This window comes from Amycolatopsis lexingtonensis (assembly GCF_014873755.1).
GTDB classification, from domain to species: Bacteria; Actinomycetota; Actinomycetes; order Mycobacteriales; family Pseudonocardiaceae; genus Amycolatopsis; species Amycolatopsis lexingtonensis.
The window spans coordinates 5810080-5826851 of sequence record NZ_JADBEG010000001.1; the positions used below are offsets into that span (position 1 = coordinate 5810080).

Annotated in this window: 13 protein-coding genes and 1 tRNA gene; 2 read left to right on the top strand and 12 right to left on the bottom strand. The window is 70.5% G+C overall.

Annotated elements, in window-relative coordinates:
- Positions 1 to 34: 34 nt before the first annotated feature.
- From H4696_RS26110 to H4696_RS26135, 6 genes are all read right to left on the bottom strand, one after another.
- Positions 35 to 601, bottom strand: coding sequence for a hypothetical protein (locus tag H4696_RS26110; RefSeq protein ID WP_086862711.1), 567 nt, complete (start codon positions 599 to 601; stop codon positions 35 to 37).
- Positions 598 to 2211 (bottom strand): extracellular solute-binding protein, encoded by a 1614-nt coding sequence (locus H4696_RS26115; RefSeq protein WP_192782548.1) that lies wholly within the window; start codon positions 2209 to 2211, stop codon positions 598 to 600. The genes H4696_RS26110 and H4696_RS26115 overlap by 4 nt, the downstream gene beginning before the upstream one ends.
- Positions 2208 to 3335, bottom strand: a complete 1128-nt coding sequence (locus H4696_RS26120; RefSeq protein ID WP_086862710.1) for a toxic anion resistance protein — start codon at positions 3333 to 3335, stop codon at positions 2208 to 2210. The genes H4696_RS26115 and H4696_RS26120 overlap by 4 nt, the downstream gene beginning before the upstream one ends.
- Position 3336: 1 nt before the next feature.
- Positions 3337 to 4410, bottom strand: coding sequence for a hypothetical protein (locus tag H4696_RS26125; protein WP_086862709.1), 1074 nt, complete (start codon positions 4408 to 4410; stop codon positions 3337 to 3339).
- Positions 4411 to 4492: 82 nt separating this feature from the next.
- On the bottom strand, positions 4493 to 5986 hold the full coding sequence (locus tag H4696_RS26130; RefSeq protein WP_086862708.1) for a carboxylesterase/lipase family protein: 1494 nt from the start codon (positions 5984 to 5986) through the stop codon (positions 4493 to 4495).
- A complete protein-coding gene (locus H4696_RS26135) occupies positions 5986 to 7404 on the bottom strand; it encodes an ATP-binding protein (RefSeq protein ID WP_086862707.1) in 1419 nt (472 codons plus the stop codon). The genes H4696_RS26130 and H4696_RS26135 overlap by 1 nt, the downstream gene beginning before the upstream one ends.
- 44 nt (positions 7405 to 7448) lie before the next feature.
- On the opposite strand from H4696_RS26135, the gene H4696_RS26140 reads away from it, so the two are divergent.
- Positions 7449 to 8657 carry an RNA-guided endonuclease InsQ/TnpB family protein gene (locus H4696_RS26140; RefSeq protein ID WP_086862706.1) on the top strand — a complete coding sequence of 403 codons (1209 nt, stop codon included), beginning with the start codon at positions 7449 to 7451 and terminating at the stop codon, positions 8655 to 8657.
- Between the two features lie 14 nt (positions 8658 to 8671).
- Here H4696_RS26140 and H4696_RS26145 read toward each other — a convergent pair whose 3' ends face one another.
- From H4696_RS26145 to H4696_RS26160, 4 genes are all read right to left on the bottom strand, one after another.
- Positions 8672 to 10324, bottom strand: coding sequence for a response regulator (locus tag H4696_RS26145; protein WP_086862705.1), 1653 nt, complete (start codon positions 10322 to 10324; stop codon positions 8672 to 8674).
- Between the two features lie 10 nt (positions 10325 to 10334).
- On the bottom strand, positions 10335 to 11261 hold the full coding sequence (locus H4696_RS26150; protein WP_086862704.1) for a ribonuclease Z: 927 nt from the start codon (positions 11259 to 11261) through the stop codon (positions 10335 to 10337).
- 14 nt (positions 11262 to 11275) lie between these two features.
- Positions 11276 to 11830, bottom strand: a complete 555-nt coding sequence (locus H4696_RS26155; RefSeq protein WP_086862703.1) for an HdeD family acid-resistance protein — start codon at positions 11828 to 11830, stop codon at positions 11276 to 11278.
- Positions 11831 to 11974: 144 nt separating this feature from the next.
- Positions 11975 to 14152, bottom strand: coding sequence for an RICIN domain-containing protein (locus tag H4696_RS26160; RefSeq protein WP_225955809.1), 2178 nt, complete (start codon positions 14150 to 14152; stop codon positions 11975 to 11977).
- Positions 14153 to 14426: 274 nt separating this feature from the next.
- Between H4696_RS26160 and H4696_RS26165 the strand changes: the two genes are divergently transcribed.
- Positions 14427 to 14499: transfer RNA gene (locus H4696_RS26165), tRNA-Ala, on the top strand.
- 272 nt (positions 14500 to 14771) lie between these two features.
- Here the strand turns inward: H4696_RS26165 and H4696_RS26170 are convergent.
- Positions 14772 to 15422 (bottom strand): response regulator, encoded by a 651-nt coding sequence (locus H4696_RS26170; RefSeq protein WP_086862702.1) that lies wholly within the window; start codon positions 15420 to 15422, stop codon positions 14772 to 14774.
- Positions 15410 to 16657, bottom strand: coding sequence for a sensor histidine kinase (locus H4696_RS26175; protein ID WP_086862701.1), 1248 nt, complete (start codon positions 16655 to 16657; stop codon positions 15410 to 15412). The genes H4696_RS26170 and H4696_RS26175 overlap by 13 nt, the downstream gene beginning before the upstream one ends.
- Positions 16658 to 16772 lie beyond the last annotated feature (115 nt).

Below are 16772 nucleotides of genomic sequence, written 5' to 3' on the forward strand. Positions count from 1 at the left end.
CCGGGAAGGTGTTGCGCGGCAACGGAAACCCGGATCAGGCGTCCCGGTCCCGCAGGTACCGGGTGTGGTCCGCCTGCCGGTCGATCTCCGTCGCGTAGAACCGCTCGGCCACCCGGTGCGCCTCCGTCTCCAGCAAACCCAGCTGGGCGACCAATTCCTCCCCCGCACTCGCCCGGCGGGCCGCGAACCACCACGGCAGGTTCAGGTACGTCTGCACCGACAGCGGCAGGTCTGTCCCCGCCAGCCGGACCACCGCGTGGTGCAGGTCGGGGTCGGCCGCGAGCCGGTCCGGCCGGGAAAGCAGGTCGGAAAGCACCTCCGCGATCCGCCGCACAGCGTCCACAGAGGACGAAGGAAGCCGCGAAGACTGCGCATTCACCGAAGCGACCAGCGTCTCCAGCGAAGACCGCAGCGAAGCGGAAGTGTCCGGGACCAGCCGCACCTTCTCCCCCGGCGCGAGCAACGCCCCCGCCAGGTACAACGCCACGACGACGAACGGCCAGAACCACCCGACCACCCCGGTCAGGTACAGCACGACACCGAGCAGGCCGCCGACGCAGCCGGCGAGGTTCTTGGTCGAGCCCAGATAGCGCAGCATCATTGGTACCCGCGGATCTCCTTGAACACATCGGACAGCTGGACCTTGCGGGCGTCGAACACCTTCCCGCCGGTCATCGTGGCGACGTCGGTCAGCTCGTCGCCGCTGCCCTCGCCGAACAGCACGGTGAACACCGGGACCTGCTTCACCGACGGCGGCATCGTCCCGAACGCGAGCTTGAAGTCCGAGAGCGACGAGCCGTTCGCGTTCTCGCCGTCGGTCATCAGCACGATGGAGGTGAACCGGTCGGGATCGCGCGCCTGCAACGGTTCCAGCTCCCGGTATGCCTCCGACAGGCTGTCGTAGATCGCCGTCCCGCCGCTCGCCGACAGGCCCTCGGCGAACGCCTTGATGCGCGCCAGTTCGCCCGACGGGTCCTGTTCCGGCACGGTGAACGTCGTGGCCCCCGACGGCCGCGTGTTGAACGGCAGCATCAACACCTCCTCTCGGCTCCGGAAACGCCGGTACCGCCCGGTGAGCGAGTTGTCCGCCCCGGTCAGCCCGGCCAGCGCCGACCGCAGCGACTCGATCCGGTCCCCCTTCATCGACCCGGAAGTGTCGAGCACGTACAGCGTCCGCGACGGACGGCGGATCTTGTCGAAGTACGCCTGGAGCAGCGCGTCCACGGCCTGCTGCGTGGCCGGGAACGGCAGTTCGACGAGGTCCCGCTGCGTGAACTGCGCCCCCAGCGCGACACCCGGGACGACCGGACGCCGTTGCGTCGTCTCCATGATCCGCTTCTGGACGTCGGGAGTGCGCAAGTAGTCCGACAGCTTCTGGTGCGCCGAGCGCGCGTCGGAATTGGCGTCCGCCAGCAGGGTCAGCGGGTAGTCGGCCGTGACGACGCCGTCGCTCGGGTAGACCAGCGTGAGCGGCTCGGGCAGCTTCCCGGACGCGTTCGCCGACAGCAGGACGGACTCGTAGTTGATCAGCCCGTCGACCTTCTGCCCGGGGTCCTGCCCGGTCGCGCGCCGCGTGTAGGCGTCCGACAGCCAGCCCGACGAACCCGCCGAAAGCGCCTGCGCGCCGAAGAACTGTGTCAGCTGCGGCGTCACCGAGGCGATCTGCCGGGCGTCGATCGCGTTGCCCGCGCCTGCCAGCGCCGAAGCGACACCGACCAGCGCGGAGAACCCGGAGTTCGACGCCGACGGGTCGGTCATCCCGTAGCTGAACGCCTTCTTCCCCGCCTGCGCGGCGATTTCGCCCCAGCTCACCGGCTTCCCGGCCCAGCCGAGCCGCTGCACCACCGACGTCGCCAGCCCGAGCACCACCGGCGAACTCATGATCTTGACCTGGTTCCCCAGCCGCTTCGCCGCTTCGGGAATGCCTGCCGGGTACCGGTTCGACGAGAACCACACGGCGTCGTACTTCCCGTCGACGCTGCCGTTCGCCAGCGCTTCGGCGCCTTCCAAGGTCCCGGTGAAGGTGAACTTGACCTGCACCCCGGTCGCCTTCGCGGCTTCGTCGAGCACCGGCTGCAGATCCGCCAGCTCACTCCCCGCGAGCACCCTGAGCACCCCCGGCTCAGGATCCCCCAACGGGGCGGACGACGAATCCGAACACCCCGCCAGCAGCAACACCCCCAGGGCCAGCGCCCCCAGCTTCCTGATCATGCTTCCCCCTCGTGCGAACGGCGCAGGTGGTCTTCGGCACGGCGGATCTCGCCGGACAGCGACTCGACGGTCGCCGCCATCGACCGGACGGCGTCGGCGCGGAACCCGTCGATCGCGTCGATCGAGGCGTAGATCCGGTCGAACGACTGCCGGATCGTCTCGGTCGCGACGGCCGGGTCGCTGCTCGCCTTCCGGATCTCCGCGGACTGCAGGTCCAGCAGCTCAGTGTTGGCGCGGATCAGCCCGTCCGTGGTCGCCTGCAACGCCGCGACCTCGTCGAGGACGTCCCGCTGGCTCGCCAGCGCACCACTGACCAGCAACGCGACCCGCAACGCCGACACGGTCGTCGACACCGCCCGCTCGACGCCGCGGATCAGCTCGTCGTTGTTCTTGCGCACCAGGTCCAGCGCGAGGTAGCCCTGCGCGCTGACCGCGAGCTGGGTGAGCAGGTCCTGGTGCCGCTGCCGGATCGGGTACAGCACGTCCCCGCGCAACGCCTGCGCGCGCACTGGGTCCGTCAAGTCGAAGACGGAGGCCTGCCGCTCGATGGCGCCGTCGACGGCCTCGGCGAAGGCAGCCGCCTCGGCGAGCTTCCCCATCACCTTCCACAGCCGTTCGCGCTCGCCCTTGATCGCGGCGTTGTCGCGGCGCAGGACGTCCTGGCGCCCGCGCAGGTCGACGACGAGCGCGTTGACCGGCTCGTTCGCCGCCCGGTAGCGGTCCAGCGCGCGCTTCGCGCCGGCGGCGACCGGGAACATCCCGAGCAGCTTCCGTCCGGTCAGCGGCAGTTTCGCGGGGTCCAGCTCGGCGACCGTGCGGCGCAGGCTCGTCAGGCTCGTCGTGACCCCGTCCTGCGGGGACGCCACGCTGCGCAGGGACCGGTCGAGCATCGTCCCGGCGACGCCCGCCGCGGCCCGCATGTCGGCCTCGCCGACGGCCAGCAACTCGTCCAGCAGGTCGGTGAACTCCGGCGACCGGACGTCCAGCTCCGCCAGCCGCGTCGCGAACCCGTCGGCGCGCGCGGTCACGTCGGCGCGGGTGTCTTCGCCGAGCGTGATGAGCCCGGCGGCGCGCTCGACGGGGATCGCGGCGACCGGTTCGGGTGGGGTGAGCGCGAAGTCCATGTCAGTACTGCTTGCCGACGGCGTCGAGCAGCCGCTCGAGCGTTTCGAACGACGGCGGTTCGACGGCGTCCACCAGGTCGGCCGGCGCGTGCGCCGGCGCGGCGACCTCGGCGAACAGCTTCGGGTCGGTCGTGCGGAAGCCGAAGGTCGCGGCGAGCTTGCCCAGCTCGGGGTCGGTGGCGAGGAGCTGCCCGACCTTGTCGCCGTCCGCGGTCAACGGCACCAGCGTGTGCTTCGAATACACCGTCGGCGCGGTGTAGAGCAGGCGCATGTCCGGCCGGATCGAGCCGTCGCCGCGCACCACCCGGTCCACGAACTGCGACTCGTAGATCAGCGCCAGCGGCGTCTTGCCCATGCCTGCCGACAGGTAGTCCTCGAACGGCCCCTCGGTGCTGTTCTGCGTGTACCCCTGGTCCAGGAACAGCTTCGACACCGACGGCAGCACCGCCGCCTCCTGCGCGGGCGTGCTGACGACGGTGTTCCCGTTGGCCACGAAGGAAACGATCGACAGGTACATCGCCGCGGAGTTCGACTCGCGCGGGTCGGTCGTCGTCACGAGGACGTTCTTGCGGGCCGGGTAGGCGGTGTTGCCGGGCAGCTGGTCCCAGCGCGTCCCCGCCTTCGCCAGCTCCAGGTACTTCGCGATGTCGAGGACGTCGTAGTCCCCGGCCCCCTTGTGCACCACGCCGTTCGCGCGCAGCAGCGCCACGACCGGCTCGAAGCTGGCGACCGCCATCGGCGACTGGAACGGCGTGTACACCGTCGTCACCTTGCGGTCGCGCTGGATCTTCTGCGCCGCGGGCGAGGACGACGGGAACGCGAACGCGTACTTCCCGAGGTCCACGGTCGTCGCGAGCTGCCGCGAACCCGCGGTGTCCACTTCGACCTTCAAGCCGTGCCGCGCGAAGGCGTCGACGACGCGCTGGTCCCCGAAGAAGGCTTGCTTCTCCGAACCGATCACCCCGCGCACGGTCACTACACCGGACGCGGTGCCGCCGTCGCGCCCCCAGACGATCACCCCGACCACGGCCAGCACGAGCACCACGGCCAGTCCGATCGACACCCGGCGTTTCACGAGCCACTCCCCTCGACGGGCTTTCGCTCATTGGACGCGGGAGCGAGCCTGTTCGAAGTGAACAGCGGGTGAAGGAACGGTCTCAGGTCACCGGGAACCAGGTCCCGGACGCCCATTCCGTGTCGCCCCAGACCTTTCGCTCGTCCGGCCGTGGGTCGAGCACCAGATCGGTGTCTTCCCGGAAAACCAGCACCGGGCGCAGTTCGGGTCCGTAGGAAGGCCATTCGGGGCCGTCCGCGTCGGCGACGCCGTCCCGGATGAAGCGCACCCAGGCGCGGTGGATGAGCAGCGCGGCGCGCTCGCGCTTCGGGTTGACCGCGATGGCCTGGTCGAACAGCGGCATCGGGACCTTCCACGCCATCGTCGTTTCGGTGCCGTGGCCGCCGTCGAGCTGCTCGGGCACGCCGGGCGCGGCGATGTCGATGCGGTAGCGGAAGACGGGCGCGTGCACCGACTGCGCGTCGGCGAGGCGCTGCGTCGGGATGCCGTAGCGCTCGTCGCCCATCGCGGCGATCTTGGCCGACTTCAGGTCGGGGACGCGGCGGAGGTAGGTCTCGAGGAGGTGCGAAGCGCGCTCCTCGCCGAGGATGCCGTTCAGGACGGCGCTCGCGGGCGCCGTCGCGACGTCGTCACCGAGCATCATGGCGTACGTGCTGCCTTCGTTGCTGTTGCAGCCGATCAGCAACGGGATCCCGGCCGCGCTCCCCCGCCGGATCGGCTCGATCGGCACCTCGGGCAGCACCCGCGGGTGCAGGGTCGGGCGCCAGAGCCACAGCGCCTGAAGCCCGGTGAGGATCCGTTCCTGCGCCTCGATGAACTCCTTGGCCGGCAACGCCCGCAATGCGTCGGCGTCGTGGCAGCCGACCTCGTCGAGGAGCCGCCGGGCCAGCGCCGTGCCGGCTTCCGGCGTCGCCACGTGGTCGGCGCCGCCGCTGCTGCTGATCCCCTGGGCGAACAACCCGGCGGAAAGCGGGCTGCCCATCAGGTTCCCGAGGCTCTTCGCGCCCGCCGAGACGCCGTAGACGGTGATCCGCGCCGGGTCGCCGCCGAACGCGGAAACGTTGCGGCGTACCCACTTCAGAGCTTCGATCTGGTCGAGCAGGCCGCACACGCCGGCGTCCGCTTCGGAGTCGCCGAAGATCCCGGCGAGGTGCAGGAAACCGAGCGAGCCGAGCCGGTAGTTGATCGTGACGACGACGATCCCGGCACGCGCGAACTCCTCGCCGTCGCCGAGCTGCTCGCCGTGCCCGACGCGGTAACCGCCGCCGTGCAGCCAGAACAGCACCGGCCAGCCGCCGTCGGGCGCGGGCCCTTCCGGGGTGCAGACGTTGAGGTACAAGCAGTCCTCGTCGCACACCGCGGACGGGTTCATCGGGTCCGGCGCCTGCATCGCGTGCGGCCCGTGCTCCGTGGCGACGTGCACGCCACCGGACAGCGCGGGCGGCCGCGGCTCCTTCCACCGCAGCTCGCCGACCGGCGGGCGGGCGTACGGGATCCCGCGCCAGACGCGGACGCCGTCACCCGCCAGCCCCACCAGCGCCCCGAGCTCGGTCGTGACCGTCGGGACGGAGGCCATCAGAGCGAGGCCTGCTCGACCGTCGGCAGGCAGACCTCGAACCGGGTGTTCCCGGGCTCCGACTCGACGCGCAGGTCGCCCTGGTGGCGTTCGACGACGATCTTCCACGAGATGTCCAGGCCGAGCCCGGTGCCTTCGCCGACCGGCTTCGTGGTGAAGAACGGCTCGAAGATCCGCGGCTTGATGTCGGCCGGGATGCCCGGGCCGGTGTCGCCGATCTCGACGCGGACCTGGTCGTTCTGGCCCCAGGTGCGCAGGGTCAGCGTGCCTTCGCCCTTCATCGCGCCGATGGCGTTGTCGATGATGTTCGTCCAGACCTGGTTCAGCTCGCCCGGGTACGCGGGGATCTTCGGCAGGCTGCGGTCGTACTCCTTGACGACGCGGAGCGCGCCGATCTTGCCGGAGAGCATGACCAGCGTGGAGTCGAGGCCGTCGTGGACGTCGACCCACTGGTGCGGCGCGCGGTCCATCTGGGAGTACTGCTTGGCCTTGCCGACCAGCGCCGAGATGCGCGTGGTCGAGTCCTCGATCTCGCCCATCAGCATCTCGGTCTCGAGCGCGTAGGCGAGCCAGCGGACGGCGCCGTCGATGAAGGTGTCGCCGACCTGCTCGAGGACGTTGTCCAAGTCCGTCGTAGTGAGCCCGGCGCGGACGTAGATGTCGGCGAGGTCCCAGCCGCCGTCGATGCCGCGGTCGTCGAACCAGTCGCCGATCTCGTCCTCGCGGTCGGACTGCTGCATCGCGGTCAGCTTCGGCACCTGCGCGACCTGCTTGACCAGGCGTTCCTGGACGTCGATGAGCTGGTAGAGCAGCTCGGGGTCGATGTCCTTCTTCGCCAGGAAGGCCAGCTTGTGCCGCATGCCGGCGACGCGCTCGCGCAGGGACGCGGTGGCCCGCACGGCCGCGGCAGCCGGGTTGTTCAGCTCGTGCGTCAGCCCCGCGGAAAGCTCGCCGAGGGCGAGCAGGCGGCGGCGCGAGCCGATCACGGTGTCGCTGTTGCGCCAGCCCAGGTACATGCCTTCGAGCAGGTGCGTCGCCATCGGGAACCACTTGCGGAACTCGACGGAGAACTCCTTCGACGGCAGCGCGAGCAGCGTGACGTCGGACAGCGCGCGCACGGTCGCGCCGTAGGTGTGCTCAGCCTCCTGGTGGACGAAGAACTGCGTCGCGCCGAAGTAGGCACCGCGCTGGTCGGACCGGTTCGTCTCGACCTCGGTGCCGCTGACCAGGCGCGTCATCCGGATGGCGCCGTTCAGGAGGACGTAGAAGCAGGTCGCTTCGCCGCCTTCGCTGATGACGGTGGAGTCGCCTTCGTACTCCTCGAGCACGGCGTTGGCGGCCACCCAGTCGAGCTGTTCTTCGGAAAGGTGTTCGAACAGGAAGAGCCCGCGAAGCTCTTCCCGCGGCAGTGCGCTCATTCCTGCACCCCTGTTTTGTCGGTGGTCGGGGCTACGTTCGCCGCATGTCCCGCTTTCGCTTGACACCCACAGCCGAACAGGAGGCCCGGCTGTTCGTCCACTGCGCCCACGCGCGGTTCGTCTGGAACCTCGCCGTGGAGCAGCACTCCCACTGGCGGCCCGGACGGCCGCTCCCTCCAGGTTACGTCGACCAGGCGCGGCAGCTGACCGAGATCCGCGCCGAACACCCCTGGTTGCGCGAGGGTTCGGTCACCGTTCAGCAGCAGGCCCTGCGCGACTTCGCCCAAGCCGTGCGGAACTTCTTCGGCGGCACGCACGGCAAGCCGACCTGGCGCCGCGCGGCGGTCCACCAGGGTTTCCGGCAGGTTGCCGTCCGGCCCGAACACGTGCGCAAGCTCAACCGGCGCCGGGGCGCGGCGTGGATCCCCAAGGTGGGCTGGGTCCGCTTCCGCTGGTCGCGGCGCCCGCCCGTGGCGGCCAAGTCCTACCGAGTCACCCGCGACCGCGCCGGCTGGTGGCACATCGCGTTCGCGGCCGTTCCCGCGGCGGTATCGGCGCCCGGCGACGGCAAGGTGATCGGCATCGACCGCGGTGTGGTGGTGTCCGCCGCGTTGTCGACCGGTGAGCTCCTGCGCTGCCCCGGCCTGTCCCACGTGGAGCGGACACGCGCTCGCCGGTTGCGACGGCAGCTTGCCCGGGCCACCCGTGGGTCGCACCGGCGCGCCCGGCTGGTGCTCGCGGTCGCGCGGCTCGCCGCCCGTGAGTCCGCCCGCCGTAAGGACTGGGTGGAAAAGGTGACGACGCGGCTCGCCCGCGAATTCGCCGTGATCCGGGTCGAAGACCTGCGCATCACCGCCATGACCCGGTCGGCGAGGGGCAGCGTCGGCTCGCCGGGACGGCGAGTGCGTCAGAAAGCCGGCCTGAACCGGGCGATCCTGGCCCAAGGATGGGGGCTGCTCGTCTCGCGCCTGGAGGACAAGGCGCCCGGCCGGGTCGAAAGAGTCCCTCCCGCGTTCACGTCCCAGCGCTGCTCGGCCTGCGGGCACGTGGCGCCGGAATCCCGCGAGAGCCAAGCGGTGTTCCGGTGCGCCGCCTGTGGGTACCACGACAACGCCGACGTGAACGCGGCCCGGAACATCGCCGCCGGACGGGCGGTGACTGCGCGGGGAGGCGGGACAGGAGTCCGGCCGGTGAACCGCGAACCTCGGCGGCCGGCCCCCGCGGCCGGTGGCCGGCATCCCCCGGTCGGCTGACTGCGGGGAGGACGTCAATGTTCCTCCAGGTACCGGTGTACCAGCGTCACGGCCATCGCGCCCTCGCCGACCGCGGAGGCCACCCGCTTGACCGACTGGGACCGCACGTCGCCGGCCACGAACACGCCGGGGATGGACGACTCGAGGTAGTGCGGATCACGGTCGAGCGGCCAGCCGGCCGGGCGCTGTCCGGCCGTCAGCAGGTCCGGGCCGGTGCGGACGAAGCCGTGGTCGTCGCGGTGGATCTCCTCGCCGAGCCAGTCGGTGCGCGGCGCGGCGCCGATGAAGATGAACAGGTGGCCGGAGTCGACCGTCTCGGTGACGCCGTTCTCGCAGAGCGTGAGGCGTTCGAGGTGCTCGTCGCCGTGGGCCTGCTTGACCGTCGTGTGGGTGCGGACGTGGATGTTCTCGATACCGGCGATCTGCTCGATCAGGTAGTGCGACATCGACGCCTCCAGCGACGAGCCGCGCACGAGGATCGTGACGTCGCTGGCGTGCCGGGAGAAGAACACCGCGGCCTGCCCGGCGGAGTTGGCGCCGCCGACGATGTAGACGTGCTCGCCCTTGCACTCGGGGGCCTCGGTCGCGGCCGAGCCGTAGTAGACGCCCCGGCCGGTGAGTTCCGCGATGCCGTCGGCTTCCAGGGCGCGGTAGGTGACGCCGCTGGCGAGGATCACCGAATGCGCGGCGATCTCGCTGCCGTCGCCGAAGGTGATCACCCGCTGCGAACCGCGGGCCTCCAGGCCCACGACGTCGCGGGCGGTCAGCACCTCGGCGCCGAACTTCTGCGCCTGGCGCCGCGCCCGGTCGGTCAGCTGCGCGCCGGAGACGCCGTCGGGGAAGCCGAGGTAGTTCTCGATGCGCGAGCTCGTGCCGGCCTGGCCGCCGGTGGCCTTCTTCTCGACGAGCACCGTGCGCAGGCCCTCCGAAGCGCCGTACACCGCGGCGCCGAGGCCGGCCGGGCCGCCGCCGATCACGACGAGGTCGTAGAACTCCTGCGCCGGGCGGGTCGACAAACCGACCGCGTCGGCGATCTCGCCGCCGGTCGGGTTCTTGAGGACGGTGCCGTCCGGCGTGACGACCACCGGGATGTCGGTCGCGGTGGCCTCCGCGGCCTGCAGGATCCGGCCGCCTTCGTCGTCGTCGACCGAGTACCAGCGGTACGGGACGGCGTTGCGCGCCAGGAAGTCCCGCAGGTGGAACGACGGCGAGTTGTACCGGTGGCCGATCAGCTTGACCTCTTCGACCGGCTTGTCGCCGACCGCGCGCCACGTCTCGACCAGCGCGTCGATCACCGGGTAGAGCTTCTCCTCCGGCGGGTCCCACGGCTTGAGCAGGTAGTGGTCGACGTCGACGACGTTGATCGCCTGGATCGCGGCGTCGGTGTCGGCGTAGGCGGTCAGCAGGGCGCGGCGGGCGTGCGGGAACAGGTCCATCGCCTTCTCGAGGAAGGCGATCCCGTCCATCTGCGGCATCCGGTAGTCGGCGAGGATGGCCGCGACGGCGTCGCCGCGCAGCTTGATCTCGCGCAGCGCGTCGAGGGCGTCCGGGCCGGAGTCGGCGCGGATGACGCGGTAGTCCTTGCCGTAGCGGCGCCGCAGGTCACGGGCGACCGAGCGGGACACGGCGGGATCGTCGTCGACGGTCATCAGGATCGGCTGGCTCACGCCTTGCAGCCTACGGCGCTCCGCGGCCGGCTGGGGAGGACCGCCGTTTCGGCACCTGGACCCGCTCCAGGTCCTCGGCCACGACGATCTCGCCGTCGAACTCGGCTTTCGCTTCGGCCAGGAACCGCTCCGGCTCGGGGTAGCGCTGCGAGAAGTGGGTCAGCACGAGCTGCCGGACCCCGGACTCGGCGGCGACGCGCGCGGCCTGCTGCGCGGTCAGGTGACCGAAGTCTCGCGCCAGGTGGGTGTCTTCGGCCAGGAAGGTCGACTCGATCACGAGCGTGTCGGCGTGCTCGGCGAGCGCGTACACGCCGTCGCAGAGCCGGGTGTCCATCACGAACGCGAACCGCTGGCCGGGCCGGGGCGTGCTGACGTCTTCGAGTTTCGTGCCGCCCAGGTGTCCTTCGCGCTGGAGCTGGCCGACGTCGGGGCCGGTGATGCCGCGTTCCTTCAGCCGTTCCGGCAGCATGGTGCGGCCGTCGGGCTCGGTCAGGCGGTAGCCGAACGCCTCGACGGGGTGGCTCAGGCGCCGCGCCTCCAGGGTGAACTTCCCGGTGGCGATCGGCCCGTCGGCGGCGATGGGGTGTTCCCGCAGGTCGGCCTGCTCGTAGAACGCCGTCGCGTGCCGCATCCGCTCGAAGTAGTGCGCGCCGGACGCCGGGAAGTGGGCGTGGACCGGGTGCTTCACGGCGTCCAGCGACAGCCGCTGGATCACCCCGGGGAGGCCGAGGCTGTGGTCGCCGTGGAAGTGCGTGACGCAGATGCGGGTGATGTCGGTGGCCGCGACCCCGGCCCGCAGCATCTGGCGCTGGGTGCCTTCGCCGGGGTCGAAGAGGATGCCCTCGCCGTCCCAGCGCAGGAGGTAGCCGTTCTGGTTGCGGTGGCGCGTGGGCACCTGGGACGCGGTGCCCAGCACCACCAGTTCGCGGGTCGACACCCCCGCGACGCTACTCAGCCGGCGAGTTTCCGGAGCCGGAACGCCAGAACCAGGAGCACGATCCCGTAGATCAGCGCGTAGATGCCGACGAGCAGCGCGATGCCGTACGCGCCGGCGATCGGGTTGATCACGATGAGCACGCCCGCGATCACCGAGATCGCGCCGGCCAGGATGAGGAAGGCCTCGCCCTGGATCTGCTTGCGCAGGCGGATCGCCGCGGCGATCTCGGCGATGCCGGTGACGATCGCCCACAGGCCGACCAGCAGGGCCAGCAGCAGCACCGTGATGCCGGGCCAGACGAGGACGAGGATCCCGGCGACGATGCCGAGCACGCCGAGGATCCCGTAGGCGGCGCGGTGCCCGGCGTCACCCGGGCGGAAGGCCTGCATGAGGCCGCCGACGCCGTCGATGATCGCGTACACGCCGTAGAGGATGGCCAGGACGAGCACGGTGGCGCCCGGCCAGATCAGCGCGAAGAGCCCGAAGAGCACGGCGAACGCACCGCGGACGGCCACCAGCGGCCAGGCCTTGCGGGGTTCGACGACGGAGAACGCTGCGAAGGAGGTCATCTGCCGCTCCCGGATCGAAGGGAGCACCCAGTATCGCGACGTTCACCCGCCATCGGCTCCCCGAACAACCCGTTCGGGGGTATCCACTGTGGACTTGAAGGACCGGCGTGCGCCGCGGCCGCCACCACGGCGCACGCCGGTTGCTCAGGGGTAACTCACCAGGTTGACGGCTTTGGTCCCGGACGGGGTCCCCGGACCGGTGTTGTTGATGACGTGCGTGATCGTGCCCTGGTAGTTGAGCGACACGGTCACCATGTCGTGGAACCGGACACCCGCGGTGTTCGGCGCCTCGTACGCGTGCGCGCTGGCCACGGACGGGTTGGTGCTGAAGTAGCAGTAGCTGCCCAGGCCCCACGCTTCGTGACTGGTGACGTTCGGGCTCACCTTGTAAGCGGAGTAGCCCGGCGTGGACCCGTTCATCCAGCTCGCCTGGTCCGGCACGTCGTAGGGCATCTCGTTCTGGAAGAAGTAGGTCCGGCCGCCGTTGCCGTTCCAGACGACCTGCGTCTTCTGGTAGTGCTCGACGAACAGGCCGTACATCGTCACGTCGTTGCCGTTGACGACGAGCCCGGTGTCGGCGGTGTTGGTGGTCCAGCCGACGTACTCGTTGCGCTCCGCGTGGTCGGCGCGCCAGATCCACATGTGGTCGCCGATCACGTTGCTGCTGTTGACGACCAGGCTGGTCGCCGCCTTGCCGACGGCGGCGCCGCCGATCCGGAAGAACACGTCGTGCAGCGACGTCGGGTCGGCCGCGTGGTTCGCGGTCGAGCCGGCCGGGCCGACCTGCACGAGCGTGTCCGAGCTGGTCGTGCCGGCGTCGATCAGCAGGCCGGCGAGCTTGACGCCGTCGACGTCGGCCACGGTCATCGCGGTGATGCCGTTGTCCGGGACCAGCGTGGCGATGCCGAGCCCGAGCACGACGGTGTCCGGCCGGGTGACGCGCAGCGTCTGGTCGAGGTGGTAGACACCGGGCGTGACCAGCAGGTTCTTGCCGGCGGCGAGCGCGGCGTTCATGTCCGCGGCGGTGGCGCCGGGCTTGGCGATGTAGAACTGGTCGATCGGCAGCGACGTACCGGGCGCGGCGCCGTTCGCCCAGCTCGTGCCGGACGCGTTGGTCTTCAGGCCGGGCACGAAGACCTGGTAGCCGCCGGCGCCGTCGACGTAGAGGAACGGCTTCTCGCGCACGACCGGCGTCTGGGCGACCGTGGTGTAGGGCGGCGTCGGGAAGGAGTTGGCGGGCGCGCCCTGGACGCCGGCGAAGACCATGTTCCAGTTCGAGCCGTTCCAGCTGCCGAACTGCGAGTTGCGGGAGATCCACTGCTGCTGCGAGCCGGAGCGGACCTGGCCGTCGATCTTCGTGTCGGAGATCCAGCCGCCGCTGGCCCAGCCACCGTCGTCGAGCTGCAGGTCCCCGCGGACGTGCATGCGGCGGTACGGCGCGGCCTGGCTGACCGCCCACCGGTCGGCGCCCCCGTTCGGCGTCACGGACAGGTTTTCCGCGCCCCGCCAGAAGTTCTGGGTGGCGTTCTGCGGCGGGAACCAGTCGGCCTCGACGTGCACGGCGCCGTTGATGTTGACCGCGTCGGGGCTCAGCCCGAGGCCGAGGACCTGCGTGTAGAAGCCGACGTTGACGTCGTTGGCGTAGGTGCCCGGCTTGAACATCACGGCGTAGCGCTGGCTGCCGAACTGGTTGCGTTCCTGCTGGCTGAAGATGCTGTTGAGCCGGCTCTGGATGGTCGAGCTCGGCATCGACGGGTCGAAGATCACGACGTTCGGCCCGAAGTCCGGCTGGCCCGGCTGGCTGGTGTTCACGGGGGTCAGCATGAAGGACTGCGCGCCGGTGCCGTTGCAGGCGTACTGCTGGAGCTGCACGGAGTCGGCGGTCGAGGCCCCGGGGACGTCGAGGCACTTCCCGCTGTTGCGGCTGACGAAGTGGTACCGGCCGGTGCCTTCGTCGACGGCCTGCCACTGCTGGTTGGCCCCGTTCGAGTAGGACCACAGCTGGACCAGACCACCATCGGCGGTGGAGACATCGGTGACATCCCAGGCGGCGGCCGGGTTGGTGCGGGCGTTCACCCGGAAGTAGCCGTCCCCGGTGGACTGGAACTGCCACTGCTGCGAGGTGCTCTGGTTGCAGGAGTACTGCTGGACAACGGTCCCGTTGGCGGTGCCCGCGGCCCGCGCGTCCACGCACTTCCCGCTGTGGGCGGCGGTCACGGTGTACCAGCCGTCGGGGGTGATGGCAGCGTCGGCCGGCCTGGCGACCACCGCGCTCCCGACCAGGACCAACGCCGCGGCGAGCAGCGTCGTCACCCTCTTCATGCGAAACCTCCTCTGCCGCGTTCGCGGCGTCCATCGAGCAGGAAACGGCAGAGGCGTGCCCGGTCTTGGTAGACGCGGCGTAACGGGCGGGGACCTCGGCGTCACAACCGCGCAAAATGTAACGGCGGCCACACCGGGAGTCAATACACGACTAAAAATAAGGTGTGAAAGTGCAGGTCAGCGGGTTGAGGTGGGTGTAGGTACCCCCGCGCAAAGGGGGTCGGGGCGGGGTGTAATGTATGGGCATACGAGATGCGGAGTTCACCTTCGCCTCGGGGCTATGGCGCAGCTGGTAGCGCACCTCACTGGCAGTGAGGGGGTCAGGGGTTCGAGTCCCCTTAGCTCCACATCGTAAGAAACCCCTTCGTTTCAGCCTTCTTGGCTGGTCGGAGGGGTTTTCTGTGTTCCGGGTTCGATCTTCGGTGATCGTTGTGCGCCGTGATCTTGTGCTGCTGCCGGGGCAAAACTGGAGCACTTCCCCGCCGCCCACCCTTGACCACAGTCGGTGACGGTGTTGGTGGTGGCGGGGCCGCCCGCGATCAGCCTGGTCTTGGGACTTCGGCCAGCGCACCCCGCGGCTTGGTACTCCAGCCGTAGATCGTGATCACGGAAGGGAAGGTCACGACCGGGACGCTCCGAGGAACCGCAGCACGGCCAGGACGCGGCGGTGGTCCGCGTCGACCACGGGCAGGTCGAGCTTGGCGAAGATGTTGTTGATGTGCTTCGCCACGGCGCTCTCGCTGACCACCAGCGCCTGCGCGATGCCGGCATTGGAACGCCCCTCGGCCATCAGGCCGAGCACCTCCCGTTCGCGGGGAGTCAGCCGCGCGAGCGGGTCGCTGTCGCGCCGCAGCAGCAACTGGGCGACGACCTGCGGGTCCAGGGCCGTGCCCCCGTCCGCCACCCGCCGGACCGCCGCCACGAAGTCGGCGACATCGGCGACCCGCTGCTTGAGCAGGTAGCCCACACCGCTGGTGTTCGCAGACAGCAGGTCAGCCGCGTACCGCTCCTCCACGTACTGCGAAAGCAGCACCACCGGCGTCCCCGGCCAGCGCCGACGGATCTCCATCGCCGCACGCACCCCCTCGTCGGTGAAGCCGGGCGGCATCCGGACGTCGATCAAGGCGAGTTCGGGCCGGTGCTCCGCCACTGCCGCCAACAGCCCCTCCGCGTCGCCGGCTTCCGCGGCGACCTGGAACCCGCCCATCTCCAGCACCTTGATCAGGCCGACCCGCAACAACACCGAATCCTCGGCGATCACCGCGCGCACGGCAGCTCCGCGGTGATGGTGGTGGGGCCGCCAACCGGGCTGCTGACCTGGAAGGCCCCGTCGAGGGAGCCGACCCGCTTGGCCAGCCCCGTCAGCCCCGTGCCGGCGGCGGCGTCGGCACCGCCCAGCCCGTCGTCGGTAACGCGCACTCGCAGCACCTCGCCGACCTGACGGACCATCACCTCTGCGCGCATCGCGTTGGCGTGCTTCGTTGCATTGGTCAGCGCCTCGGAGATCACGAAGTACGCGACCGACTCCACCTGGGGCGCCACCCGCTCCTCCAGATTGACCCGCAGGCGCACCGGCAGAGGCGTGCGGGCAGCCAGCCCGGACAACGCCGCGTCCAGACCTCGGTCTTCGAGCACGGCCGGGTGCAGTCCCCGCACCAGGTCATTGAGTTCGGCGATCGCCTCCTTCGCCTCCAGGTGCGCTCTCGCGATCACCTCGCGGGCATCACTCGGCAGGTCCGGGCGGGTGGCAATGGCCAGACCCAGGTTGACCGCGAGGGACACCAACCGCTGCTGGGTGCCGTCGTGCAGGTCGCGCTCGATCCGGCGGCGCTCCGCGTCGACGGCCTCGATCAAGTCGGTCCGGCTCACGGCCAGCTGATCGACCCGCTCCTGGAGCCGCTGCGCCCGGCTGGGCCCGAGCAGGACCGACGCCAGCCGCGCCTCGGCCCGGGCTACTGCCCGCGTGGTCCGGGGCAGGGCGCACAGGAGGAGGAGTCCGGCCGCTGTGTAAGCCGGCAGCTGGGTCAGGTAGCCGAACCAGTCCTGGCGGATTCCGGTTGGCAGCGCCCATGACCAGGCGTAGGCGACGACGCCCGCCAGGCACGCCGCTGCCACCGCGAGCACGAGCAGCTCCAGCAGCGCGAGCAACGGGCCCAGCAGGAGGTGGTAGCCGATCTTGCGCCACGGCCGCGTCGCCGCGAGCCACCGGGCGGTCGAGGCCCACGTCCGTTGTTCCGGCGCGGTGGGGGTGCGCCGGGGGACGTCCACACCGATGAGCACCCGGTAGCGAGCCCGCTGGACGGCCGTCAGCACCGGGGTGCCGAGCAGGACCAGGGCGGCCGACACGGAACCCGCAAGGAGCCAGTTCCCCGTCCTGGCGGTGGTCGTCGCCGCCCAGGCCCACACGGGCACCAGCGCCAGGTGCGGCAGCACACCGGCGGCAAGAAAGCCGGTGTCCCGCCGCGCCCGGAGGACCGTGCGTCTCAGTCCGGCTGGAATCGTCATGGCACGACGCTAGGGCACCGCAGGAGGACGGTGCCATGAAACCTGTACCCGATCCCATGGTGAACCTAGTGCCAGCTGTGGCTCTTGATCTTGGCCTGTGGGCGGACAGCAGCAC

Bases quoted from the DNA above. Each gene is read 5' to 3' on its own strand.
- H4696_RS26130 (WP_086862708.1), bottom strand. From the start codon at position 5,986: ATGGCCTCCGTCCCGACGGTCACGACCGAGCTCGGGGCGCTGGTGGGG.
- H4696_RS26110 (WP_086862711.1), bottom strand. From the start codon at position 601: ATGATGCTGCGCTATCTGGGCTCGACCAAGAACCTCGCCGGCTGCGTC.
- H4696_RS26155 (WP_086862703.1), bottom strand. From the start codon at position 11,830: ATGACCTCCTTCGCAGCGTTCTCCGTCGTCGAACCCCGCAAGGCCTGG.
- H4696_RS26160 (WP_225955809.1), bottom strand. From the start codon at position 14,152: ATGAAGAGGGTGACGACGCTGCTCGCCGCGGCGTTGGTCCTGGTCGGG.
- H4696_RS26135 (WP_086862707.1), bottom strand. From the start codon at position 7,404: ATGAGCGCACTGCCGCGGGAAGAGCTTCGCGGGCTCTTCCTGTTCGAA.
- H4696_RS26175 (WP_086862701.1), bottom strand. From the start codon at position 16,657: ATGACGATTCCAGCCGGACTGAGACGCACGGTCCTCCGGGCGCGGCGG.
- H4696_RS26120 (WP_086862710.1), bottom strand. From the start codon at position 3,335: ATGGACTTCGCGCTCACCCCACCCGAACCGGTCGCCGCGATCCCCGTC.
- H4696_RS26115 (WP_192782548.1), bottom strand. From the start codon at position 2,211: ATGATCAGGAAGCTGGGGGCGCTGGCCCTGGGGGTGTTGCTGCTGGCG.
- H4696_RS26140 (WP_086862706.1), top strand. From the start codon at position 7,449: ATGTCCCGCTTTCGCTTGACACCCACAGCCGAACAGGAGGCCCGGCTG.